Raw genomic sequence first — 10,614 nt, 5'->3', positions numbered from 1 at the left:
TTCGGCAGGCTCAAGGACTGGCGCCGGGTGGCCACGCGATACGACCGGTGTCCGAAGGTCTTCCTCTCGGCCATCGCTCTCGCCGCCACGGTCATCTACTGGCTATGAGTCCTGACCCTAGGCGTTCAGTCCCGGCATCTGATGGATCGGATTTTCGATAATCTGTCTGGCTCTAAAATCTAGGTATTGCGGATGTATTCGTAAGGCGTGAGGCTGCTGAATGTCTTGAGTCTGCGGGCGAAGTTACAAGCTGCGATGAAGTCGGCAAAGTGCGTGCGCAGCTGATCATGGTTGTCGTAACGGTAGCGCTTCGTCGTTGCTTCCTTGATCGTGTGGTTCATTCGCTCGACCTGGCTATTGGTCCACGGGTGGTTTGGCTTGGTCGGTCGATGCTCGATCCCGTTGGCTTTACAGATCATGTCGAAACGCATCTGCCGGGAATAGGCGCTGTTGCGATTGCGGAGCTGCTCGGCAAACTGGATGACGTTATCGGTCAGGATCGTATGGATCCGGTAAGGAACAGCCTCCAGCAGGTGCTCTAGGAACTCCCACGCCGTCCGCCTGTCAGCCTTTTCGACAAGCTGGGTGACGGCGAATTTGCTCGTTCGGTCAATGGCAACGATGAGATAGAGCTTACCCTCGGCCGTCTGCACTTCGGCAATATCCATGTGGAAGAAGCCGATGGGGTAGCGCCCGAAGCATTGCCGTCTCGGCTTGTCGCCTTCGACCTCGGGCAGACGCGAGATGTCGCGCCTTTGCAGGCACCGGTGTAAGGCTGACCGGGTCAGATGCGGGATCGTCGGCTGCGGGGCATAGAGATAGTCATCAAGTGGCAAGAGCGTGTGCCGCCGGAAGGCAACGACCATCGCCTCTTCCCCTTCGCTGAGAACGGTGGAGTGTGGTTCTTTCGGTCCGGTTTTGTGATCCTCGATCATCTCGCGCTTGCGCTACTTTGCGACAGTCTTTGGGTTGTTCCCGAGTTCCCGAGTTCCCGACTCAGCGCCGCGGTCGGAGCTTGCGATCGCTGAATTGCCGCTCTGACGGCGTGCGTGATCGTGGCACAGCCGCAGCAGCGGCGGCGTAGTCCTGCCGCATGGCTGAAGATATCCGGCCATCCCCGGCCGCACCGATCAATGCGTTATGTTCCAGTGCCGCGGGCAGCCCCATGGTGTAGTTTTCCGTGTACCAACCGTTGCGCAGAACGGTATGGCCGATGCCAGAAGCGGCCAGAAGTTTTTCTGTCTCCACATGTTCCAGCGCAAGGCCCAGCGTGCTGTTCGGTGCGTTCAGCAGGCTCGTATAGACAATATGCTTCACACCCGCAGCTTTGGCGGCTTCTATCACCGCTGCATGTTGAGTAACGCGGCGACCGATATCGCTGCCCGAGATCAGCAGCAGCGTCTCGACGCCTTCCAAAGACGCGGCGAGCGTTTCAGGGGCGTCGTAATCGAAAGCACGGACAGGCACGCCCAGATCAGCGGCCTTATCGGGATTGCGAGCCAAAGCAACGAGGCCCTCGGGCGCGCTTTTGGTTTTCAGGGTCTCGACAACAAGGCGGCCAAGCTGGCCGGTGGCGCCGGTCACTGCAATTGTCATGGCAGTTCTCTCCATTTTTCTTTCCATGCGCCACAGCTAGGCCCCTTACTTACAAAAGGTAATTACATACATCTTTGTTAGTATATACCTTTGAGGTCGCCATGCCGAAACTCAGTGACGCCATTCGTTCGGGCAAATTGATCGGGAACCTGCAAGCGCAGCAATGCCCTTCGCGCATTATCCTCAAGCATGTCACGGGCCGCTGGGCTGTTCTGACGCTGATTGCGCTTCAGGGAAGGACGATCCGCTTTGCTGCGCTCAGGCGGACGATCGGCGGGGTCAGCGACCGGATGCTGACACAGACGCTTCAAACATTGGAAGCCGATGGCTTTGTGCATCGGCAGGACTTCAAGGTCGTGCCGCCCCATGTTGAATACTGCCTGACCCCGATGGGCGAAGAGGTCGCACAACATGTGCGCGTGCTCGCAGACTGGATCGAAGACAACACCAGCAACATCCTGTCGACGCGGGAAGAGATCGCGGCAGAATAGTCGGACGCTATGGAGATCAAACCGGCGGCAATCATATGCGCCGTAAATGATAGCGCCGCCTCTGCTGATTTTCGCGGCTGTCGCAACCCGCAAAAAGCGGCCGTTTAGATCAGAATTACTAATAACAGCTTTGTCCGCACACCGGACACAAACCTCCTGCCAGAAGGTGTGCTCCAAAAACGGTCGATTCCGCCGGTCCGCCCTGCCCTACGCAAAATCAACGACTTCACTGCGACACAAACCCCCGGCAAAACCTTTGCGGTTCTGGCAGGTTTTTGCCACAGTGCGGCATGATCATCGGATACGCCAGAGTCAGCAAGGACGACCAGAACCTGGATGCCCAGACCGACGCCCTGACAGCGGCCGGAGCCGGGAAGCTGTTCGCCGACAAGATCAGCGGATCGAAACGCGAACGGCCCGAGCTGGACAGGATGCTGGACCAGCTCCGCGACGGTGACGTTGTGACTGTTACCAAGTACGACCGCCTGGCCCGGTCCCTGAAAGACCTTCTGGAGATCGTAGAGGCTATCGGCGAGCGCGGTGCCGGCTTCCGGTCCCTGGCCGAGGACATCGACACCACGACGCCGGCCGGTCGTCTCACGTTCCACGTCTTTGCGTCCATCGCGCAGTTCGAGCGGGAACGGATTTCCGAACGAACCAGAGAGGGTTTGGCAGCAGCTCGCAAGCGCGGTCGGATCGGTGGCAGGCCCCCTGCCCTGTCAGTTGCTCAAAAGGACGAGGTGCGGCGCATGAGGGACCAGGAACAGCGTGCCGTCCCGGAAATCGCGCGGCTGTTCAAAGTCAGCGAGCGGACGGTGCGGCGTGCCTGACCGCACCCGTAAATTTCAACCAGATCAGGAACCACTTGATGACCAGGATTAGCGCCGAACAACTTGCACGACAGAAACCGGCCGCGAGCTGCTGCGACTGCGGCAAGGAGGCCGCCAGCTCAAGTGGTACATGGACGATCCAGGGCGGCAACTGCCGATGCCCGTCCTGCTCTCGAAACGAAGGCCTCTACTGACAGCATTCTTTGTGCTCACGTTGAGTTTTTGAGTAAATGAGTGCTATTGAAATGTACCAATTTTTGGTATAGGTCCTATGCAGGAGGTGCGTCATGGCAAAAAACACATCTATGTCGCTTGGCGATCACTTCGCCAGTTTCATCGACACACAGGTTCAAGCGGGTCGTTATGGATCAGCCAGCGACGTTGTGCGCGCTGGTCTGCGCTTGCTCGAAGAGCATGAAGCCAAGGTGAAGGCGCTTCAAGACGCTCTGATCGAAGGCGAGCAATCAGGCAAACCGCAGCCCTTTGACTTCGATGGTTTCAAGGTGCGTAAACGAGCAGAGCTTAACCAGGCCAACGGATGAGCCGTGTCACCTTCTCGCCTGCCGCAGCGGCGGATATGGACGCTATTTGGGACTACACGGTCAACGAATGGGGAGCTGACCAGGCCGACCGATACACGGATGACATCCGTGATGTCTGCATCAGCCTGGCGCGAGGCGAAAAGCGCGGCCGAATCGTGGATGTTCGCGAAGGCTATCTGAAACACGCTGTTGGCCGACATTTGGTGTTCTTCCGGTCGACCGATACCGGGATCGAGGTCATCCGTATCCTTCACCAGAGCATGGATGTTGGACGTCACCTTTAGTCACGCTTGCTGCACCTCAAATACTCATATACACTTTTGAGTAAATACACAATTGAGGCAAAAAAATGAGCATAATTTCCGTCCTGAACCCCAAGGGTGGCAGCGGCAAAACCACCATCAGCACCAATCTGGCCAGATCGCTGCATGAGCAAGGCCACTCGGTTCTGATCGTGGATAGCGATCCGCAGGGCAGCGCCCGTGACTGGCACGCGGCCAGCGAGGACAACCCCATCGAGCTGGTCGCGCTCGACCGCCCCAACAACGTCAAGACGCTGGCTAGCATGGCGGCAAACTACGACTATGTGGTGATCGACGGTGCGGCAAAACTGGAAGACATGATCGCGGCCTGCATCAAGGTCAGCGACTTCGTTTTGATTCCGGTCCAGCCGTCGCCCTATGACATCTGGGCTGCATCCGATCTTGTCGAGTTCATCAAAGCCCGGCAGGAGGTCACGGACGGATCGCCGCGCGCGGGGTTTGTGGTTTCCCGGATCGTGGAAGGAACCCGGCTTGGCAGCGACGTGCGGACCGCGCTGGACGACTACGCATTGCCGGTCTGCGACACGACGATCACTCAGCGCCAAGTCTATCCGCAAACGGCATCGGAAGGGCTGACCGTGTTTGACGCCGACAATGCCAAGGCGAGGGCTGAGACCACGGCGCTAAGCGACGAGATACTGGCGATGCTTGCGCCCGTGAAGCAGGAGGTCGCGTGATGGCTCTTTCCGCGAAGCGTCCAAGCCGAGGCGACGAGGCCCGCAAGCGCATCCTGCACGAAGTCACCGAGACGACGGAGAAGAAGAAGCGGCTGAATGCCGAGATTGAGGAGACACTTTATCGCAGGATCAAGATGAAGGCGGTCGAGGAGGGCCGCTCAATCTCCGACATCACACGTGATTTATGGTCCGAGTATTTGAGCAAATGAGTATTTGAGTAAATACTCTACCAGCCGTTGCGGCCGCGTTTCTTGAACCAGCTCTTGCAGAAACCGAGGAACGCGGCGTCCGGGTTCTTTGGCGGCTCTTTCTGTCTGGCGGCGTAGCTCCGCCATTCTCCGACCAGAACCTTAATATCCCATGTTGGGGCCAATTCACGTGCCCGTTCGAGGGTATCAGGCGAGAGAGGCAGGACGTAGCCGCCGGTCAGCCTGTCCTGTTCCGGTTTGGCTGCGTAATTCTCCAGAAACTCCGGCTTAGGCGTTACCGTAAGGATGTCAGCGTCCATTCGGAAGGCATAGTCCGGCATGTGGTTGTGTTCCTCATCCGCCTTGCAGATCGCCCGAACGAGCCGCCTAAACTCCTTGTCAGAGGACGTGGAACCGGTCCGATCCTTCAGCTTATCCAAGCCGCACTTCCACTCCGGCTGCGTCCCGCATTGCTTGCGGGCCAGCTCATACAGACGGCGCTCCAAAGGCTTGCGAAGTTGGAAGTAGCGGCGGTTGAGCGTGAGAACATCGTCACCCGCGATGGCGTTGAATACCCAATCGGAAAGGGTGACTTCGAGGTCGAGCATCCGGCCATCGCGGGTTTCTCTGACGATCCTGTAGCGGTCGATCAGGCTGAAACCGTCGATCTGTTCCACGCCGCCTGTCGTGATATTGGTTTCGATCTGCGTCCCTTGGAGGCGTTCGAGCGCGGCTTTCAGGCCGCTGTAACCAGTTCCGGCAACAGGACGGTTGGTTGCGACGAGAAGATCATACGCCTTGAACCGGAGGGTTCTATGAACCTGTTTTCCATCATTCAGGGCAGCCATCACCTGTGAGATGCAGTAGATCAGCACATCGCGATCATGGACGGTTGCAAGGCCGATCATGTTGGGTCTGATCTCAACGTAGCTCTTACCGTCTGTCGCCACATAGCGGCGCTTTTTCGTGTCGGGCTTGGTGGAAAGGGTAAAGATCGGGTGCGCCATCGACGCCATGTCACCCTTGGGAGCGGCGTCGAAGATATCGCAAACAAAGAAATCTCCCTGAGCATGTCGCAAAGGGAGGAGAGGCGTCCGGTCCGGTTTCGTAATTTCACCCACCATCACCGCACTATTCGTAATTTCACACACCGACGCAAGTGGTTCGTAATTTCACACACCGACAGACTTTCGTAAGATCACACACCATCTTTCGTAAGATCACACACCCCTTATCGTAATATCACCCACCGGAAGCCAAAAATCAGGCTGATTCCGGTAACTTTTTCAAAGAGATGAGGGAGTTGATGATTCGCGTAACACAGACTCTAACACATATATAACACCCAGCTTGCCGAGCTGATCGACCCGTCACCGCAAGATTCCAGCTCACTCCACGTAGAACACACAGGCATCGACACCCGTTGTTGTCGTTCGCCAGATACCGCCGATGACAGCGCAGGTTGAGCTGTTGCTGGCCAGGAAACGGGGAAGGGCGACGGTCATTGCCAAAGCCAGAACGAGCGCACCCAGACCGAACCAGGGCAGGGCGCGTTTCAGACGTTCCGCCCTGTTCTCGCGGTCCCGCACCTGCCTGAGAACGGCCAGCTTGTCTTCCTCCGCCTGTTTCAGAACCCTTTCGGTCGCCATCGTCTGCTGCCCGAGATCGACCGCGAACCGCGCCAGCCGGATCAGGGTGTCCCCGATCTTGCCGTCGATGGTTTCGCCCACCAGCGCGCCATAGGCCTTCGGATCGGTCTGGGCCTTGGCCGCGAACGCCGCCTGGCGCGCTTCCGTGGCGGTCTTGTTCACCCGGTCCAGCACTTCCGTCTGGGCATCGACCCGATCCGAGACGCTGGCCATGACCGTGGAGAGCAGATCGAGGGTTTCGCGCAGCTCGTCATCGGGAAGGGCAGGGGAGGCGGTTGTCATCTTCGGGTTCCTTTCCGGATCAATGGGTCTGCGGGACAAACCGCCCGGCAAATTCGCGGTCGGCGTAGTAGCGCAGCTTTTGCGCCAGGGCCGAGGGCTGGCCCTGCACCCGCAAGAGCTGGAGGTCAGGTGGCATCTGCATGATTTCATCAGGGGTCAGCAGATCGCGGCCAGTAAGGTGATTGGAGAAGCTGGGGCCATCGCCGGGCTTGAAGCTGTCGGTCTGGTAGCCGGTGGTTTCCTGACCGATCATCTGGCTCAGCCATTTCGCCGTCTCGAAGTCGTTCACCCCAAAGACCTGCTGCACCCCGGCATTGGCGATGAAGGTGTTTGCCCGGTCGCCATAGAGGTCCTTGAGCTGGCTCATGTCCTGCAAGATCGGCCAGAGCTGGAGACCATAGCCCGCCATCAGCCCCATGGCGCGTTCTACGGCCTCCAGACGGCTCAGGGCGGCAAACTCGTCCAAGAGGAACAGAACCGGCGTCCTGAGACGCTGAGAGGGCGTGTGAGCGCCTACAGGGGCTGCCAGTGTCGCTGACACCTCTGCGTCCCGTGCGATGTCCTGGAGGGCCTGGGAGACCAGAAGACGCAGCCAGCGGCTGTAGGCGTCCATTCTGTTCGGCGGCAGCACCAGAAAGACCGACGTGATCCGGTGGCGCAGGTCCGCGAAGTGGAAATCCGACCGCGACAGCACCTTGGCGATGCGCGGGCTGTCCAGAAAGTGGGTGTGGCGCTGCGCGTTCGACAGCACCGAGGCGGCTTCGCGGTCCGCCTTGCCAAGGAAGCGGTTGGCGGCGCGGGCGATCAGCCCGCCCGCCGCATCGCTGTCCTGCATCAGCTCCAGCAGCGCCCGGAGCCGTTCCGGGGGCAGGGTGAGATATTCCCGGACGGTGGCGAGGGACCGGCGGTCGCGGTCCTCGTGGCAGACGCAGAACATGATCAGCCCGCCGAGGAGGGCCTTGGCCTCCTCGTTCCAGTGCGCTTCGGAGACCTGGCCCGGCGGGTCCATCACCAGCGCCTCCGTCAGGGAGGCCGCATCCTCGCCCAGATCGAGGCTGTCCGGCGTCAGCCGGTCGAGCGGGTTATAGGCGGCAGACGGCATGCCAGAGACCTCGAAGGGATCGAGGACATGGAACGTCCCGAACCGCCGCCGGGCTTCCCCGGCGATCCGGGCGTTCTCGCCCTTGGGGTCGATAACCAGGATCGAGCGGTCCACGGCCAGCAGGTTCGGGATCACCGTCCCGACGCCTTTCCCGGCGCGCGTCGGAGCGAGGGTGATCAGATGGGCGGGACCGTCATAGCGCAGCAGCCGACCGGTGCCGGGATTGCGCCCGATCAGGAGACCGTCCTCGCCCTGGAGCTTCTTCAGCTCTTTACGGCTGGCGAAGCGGGCCGAGCCGTGGCTGTCACCGGTCAGCCCAAAGTAAGCATCCGCGCCGGAGGTCATGCGCCAGTACCGGAATCCGAAGACGCCACCGATGAAAATGAACGGGCCGAACACCAGCCATTGCCACGCGCTTTCGCCGGGCTGTTGATCGAAGAAGGCGAAGATGAACGGCGTGGCCACGAGCGTCCCGATCATCGCGCCGAACAGGACGGCCCCAATCATCCAGCCCAAAAGGATGGGCGTGAAGATCAGCCGACCGAAGAACCGGAACAGGGTATCAAAGACGCGGAACAAACCCCGCATCAGGAGGGCGTGTCCGGGTCAGAGCTGGAGCGGGCAGGGGAGGGCAACCCGGTGGGAGCCACCCAGTCCGCGAAGGCCTTGCGATCCTGTTCCCGTGCGAGATTCCGCACCAGCCGATCCAGCATGGCGGCCGCACCGGAATCCCGTTCCGCCAGATCGAGGAGAGCGCCACCCAGGATCACCTTGCGCCGGGTATCCAGTTTGCGTTGTCTTGTGGCTTCCCGATTGCGGATGCTCTGGAGCCGCGCCTTGGCCTGGGCATAGCGCTTTTCCGCTTTCTCCAGTTCTGTTTCCGCCATCTGCCTGTTCCTGCGCTGCCAAATACTCTCGGTTGAATATTGTGTTGCCAGATCAACTGCAAGCGCTTACCCGTAGGCCTGTAAAGGACAAGGGCGCACTTATGCAAACTCTCCACCTGCGGTTCCGAGCTTTGCGTGCGATCTCTCCGGGGCAAAGCCCCAGCCGATGGCAGACCCCTTCGATGCTAAACGCATCGACATGGAAGGGCGCGTCGCCCCTTCCAAACCTTCCCAGACCAACCTTGGCGGTTGGATCGCGTCCCGCAAGGCGACCCCCTGTCGGCATCCCGTGCCCCGTGGCCGGGGCTGGAGTGCCGGGGGTATCGCGCTTGCGGGCTGCGCGGATCGTCGGACCTCTCGGTGCCGATCCTTGCCGGGTTTGCCGGTGGCAAACCGCCCGTGAGCCGTTCCCCGATCCCGCCCGCCGGGAGGCTGGGGATATGGGGGCAGATGACTGGCAAGCCCGCGCCTCAGCCACCCTGCGGGCGGTTTCGTGCGGTCTGTCTTTTCCCCTCCGGCCCCAGCGTTGTGGGGCGCGGGCCTCCGGGAAAAAGACGGCTGACCGAACGGCCAATGCGGGGCCATTGGCCGGGGTCAGCAGCGGCACTCACCGGCGGCGTTCCCGTCTCCATCGGGGTGGGTGCTGATGGCCAGCTACCACCTCTCCGTGAAGACGATCAAACGCAGCGCCGGGCGCTCTGCCACGGCGGCAGCGGCCTACCGTGTCGGGGAGCGCATCGAGTGTCAGCGCGAGGGTCGCGTCCACGATTACACCCGCAAGCAGGGCATCGAAGAGACCTTCATCCTGACCCCGAAGGACGCCCCGGACTGGGCGCAGGATCGGTCCCGCCTCTGGAACGAGGTCGAGGCCAGCGAGACCCGCCGCAACTCCGTCACCGCCCGCGAATGGGAGCTGGCCCTGCCGTCCGAGATCAGCGCCGAGGACCGGTCGCAGATCACCCGCGACTTCGCTCAGGAGCTGGTCAGCCGCTATGGCGTGGCTGTCGATGTGGCGATCCATGCGCCGCACCGGGAGGGCGATCAGCGCAACCACCATGCGCACGTCCTGACCTCTACCCGCAAGCTGGAGCCGGAGGGCTTCACCGCAAAGACGCGCGTTCTCGACTCTGCGAAAACCGGCGGCGTTGAGATCGAGCAGATGCGCGGCGTCTGGGCCGATCTACAGAACCGCGCGCTGGAGCGGGCAGGGGAGGTCGAGCGGGTCGATCACCGGTCGCTCGAAGCGCAGCGCGACGCTGCGCTGGAGCGGGGTGACGCGTTGACGGCCGACGAACTGGACCGCGACCCCGAGCTGAAGCTGGGACCGGCGGCGAACTCCATGGAACGGCGGGCGAAGGCGATGGCCGAACGTCAGGGTCGGGAATACGTCCCTGTCACCGAGCGCGGGGCCGTGGTCCATGCCGCCCGCCAGGCGCGCGCCGCCTTCCGCGAGTTGCGCGAGCGGCTGGACATCGTGCGGGAGACCTATGGGGCCGAGCGTGACGCGGGGCAGGGGCGTGTGTCCGCCGGTCTGGCCGCACTCAGGGCGGCGGCGGCGAAGGATCGGGGGGTGCGAGCCGGGCCGGAGGACGTGCGGGAGCGGTTGGCGCAAATCACCGGGCGGGAGGATCGCGAAGCCGATGTGGAACGCGACGGCCCCGGACGCGGGCGGGAGCGGCTGCGCGAGGCGCTGGGCAAATCACGCGGTTCCGAAGTTGAGGCAGGCAATGATACCGAAAACAGCAGGAAGCCCTCTGTTCGCGAGCGCCTGGACAATGTTCTGCACAAGCCCCGCGAAACGCTCGGCCGTCAGGACGACCTTGAGCAGGACCGGGAAGACGAGGTGGAGAACACGCGCGACAGGGATCGCGGTGATGGGTATAGCCTGTAGCTCAGCCTTAGTTCGGAGTTGAAAGCTTGGCTATTCTAGGGTCAGGACTCATAGCCAGTAGATGACCGTGGCGGCGAGAGCGATGGCCGAGAGGAAGACCTTCGGACACCGGTCGTATCGCGTGGCCACCCGGCGCCAGTCCTTGAGCCTGCCGAA

Annotated in this window: 12 protein-coding genes and 3 pseudogenes; 8 read left to right on the top strand and 7 right to left on the bottom strand. The window is 61.2% G+C overall.

The features are described from left to right. Positions 1–108, top strand: a pseudogene (locus E2L08_RS16370) (IS5/IS1182 family transposase); the annotation flags it as partial. 9 nt (positions 109–117) lie between these two features. On the opposite strand, the pseudogene E2L08_RS16365 reads toward E2L08_RS16370, so the two are convergent. Then, positions 118–1,105 (bottom strand): annotated as a pseudogene (locus E2L08_RS16365) (DDE-type integrase/transposase/recombinase). Next, positions 997–1,596: an NAD(P)H-binding protein gene (locus tag E2L08_RS16360; protein WP_133398165.1), complete on the bottom strand. Its 600-nt coding sequence runs from the start codon at positions 1,594–1,596 to the stop codon at positions 997–999. Before E2L08_RS16360 ends, E2L08_RS16365 begins: the two are co-directional and overlap by 109 nt. A gap of 101 nt (positions 1,597–1,697) precedes the next feature. Here E2L08_RS16360 and E2L08_RS16355 point away from each other — a divergent pair, with 101 nt between their 5' ends. The 6 genes from E2L08_RS16355 to E2L08_RS16330 all read left to right on the top strand — a co-directional run bounded on the left by E2L08_RS16355 (position 1,698) and on the right by E2L08_RS16330 (position 4,668). Further along, on the top strand, positions 1,698–2,087 hold the full coding sequence (locus E2L08_RS16355; protein WP_133398164.1) for a winged helix-turn-helix transcriptional regulator: 390 nt from the start codon (positions 1,698–1,700) through the stop codon (positions 2,085–2,087). Between the two features lie 290 nt (positions 2,088–2,377). Then, complete coding sequence (locus tag E2L08_RS16350; protein WP_133398163.1) at positions 2,378–2,917, top strand: recombinase family protein; 540 nt, start codon at positions 2,378–2,380, stop codon at positions 2,915–2,917. Between the two features lie 287 nt (positions 2,918–3,204). Next, positions 3,205–3,459 (top strand): type II toxin-antitoxin system ParD family antitoxin, encoded by a 255-nt coding sequence (locus E2L08_RS16345; RefSeq protein WP_133398162.1) that lies wholly within the window; start codon positions 3,205–3,207, stop codon positions 3,457–3,459. Beyond that, on the top strand, positions 3,456–3,743 hold the full coding sequence (locus tag E2L08_RS16340; protein WP_133398161.1) for a type II toxin-antitoxin system RelE/ParE family toxin: 288 nt from the start codon (positions 3,456–3,458) through the stop codon (positions 3,741–3,743). The genes E2L08_RS16345 and E2L08_RS16340 overlap by 4 nt, the downstream gene beginning before the upstream one ends. A 65-nt stretch (positions 3,744–3,808) precedes the next feature. Then, entirely contained in the window at positions 3,809–4,459 is a 651-nt protein-coding gene (parA, locus tag E2L08_RS16335; RefSeq protein ID WP_133398160.1) for a ParA family partition ATPase, read from the top strand. Next, positions 4,459–4,668 (top strand): plasmid partition protein ParG, encoded by a 210-nt coding sequence (locus E2L08_RS16330; protein WP_133398159.1) that lies wholly within the window; start codon positions 4,459–4,461, stop codon positions 4,666–4,668. Before parA ends, E2L08_RS16330 begins: the two co-directional genes overlap by 1 nt. 17 nt (positions 4,669–4,685) lie before the next feature. Here the strand turns inward: E2L08_RS16330 and E2L08_RS16325 are convergent, their stop codons facing one another. The 4 genes from E2L08_RS16325 to E2L08_RS16310 form a co-directional block, all read right to left on the bottom strand. Continuing rightward, positions 4,686–5,771, bottom strand: coding sequence for a replication initiator protein A (locus E2L08_RS16325; protein ID WP_133398158.1), 1,086 nt, complete (start codon positions 5,769–5,771; stop codon positions 4,686–4,688). 264 nt (positions 5,772–6,035) lie between these two features. Beyond that, positions 6,036–6,578 carry a hypothetical protein gene (locus E2L08_RS16320; protein WP_133398157.1) on the bottom strand — a complete coding sequence of 181 codons (543 nt, stop codon included), beginning with the start codon at positions 6,576–6,578 and terminating at the stop codon, positions 6,036–6,038. A gap of 19 nt (positions 6,579–6,597) precedes the next feature. Further along, positions 6,598–8,268, bottom strand: coding sequence for a type IV secretory system conjugative DNA transfer family protein (locus tag E2L08_RS16315; RefSeq protein WP_133398156.1), 1,671 nt, complete (start codon positions 8,266–8,268; stop codon positions 6,598–6,600). After that, positions 8,268–8,567, bottom strand: a complete 300-nt coding sequence (locus tag E2L08_RS16310) for a mobilization protein (protein ID WP_133398155.1) — start codon at positions 8,565–8,567, stop codon at positions 8,268–8,270. The genes E2L08_RS16315 and E2L08_RS16310 overlap by 1 nt, the downstream gene beginning before the upstream one ends. Positions 8,568–9,213: 646 nt before the next feature. On the opposite strand from E2L08_RS16310, the gene mobQ reads away from it, so the two are divergent. Beyond that, on the top strand, positions 9,214–10,458 hold the full coding sequence (gene mobQ / locus E2L08_RS16300) for a MobQ family relaxase (RefSeq protein ID WP_133398154.1): 1,245 nt from the start codon (positions 9,214–9,216) through the stop codon (positions 10,456–10,458). A 48-nt stretch (positions 10,459–10,506) separates the two neighbouring features. On the opposite strand, the pseudogene E2L08_RS16295 reads toward mobQ, so the two are convergent. Next, positions 10,507–10,614 (bottom strand): annotated as a pseudogene (locus E2L08_RS16295) (IS5/IS1182 family transposase); the annotation flags it as partial.

Origin of the sequence: Palleronia sediminis, assembly GCF_004358695.1 — a bacterium.
GTDB lineage: Bacteria > Pseudomonadota > Alphaproteobacteria > Rhodobacterales > Rhodobacteraceae > Palleronia > Palleronia sediminis.
Note: the sequence above shows the minus strand (reverse complement) of the source record. Positions and strands in the feature narration are given on the sequence as shown.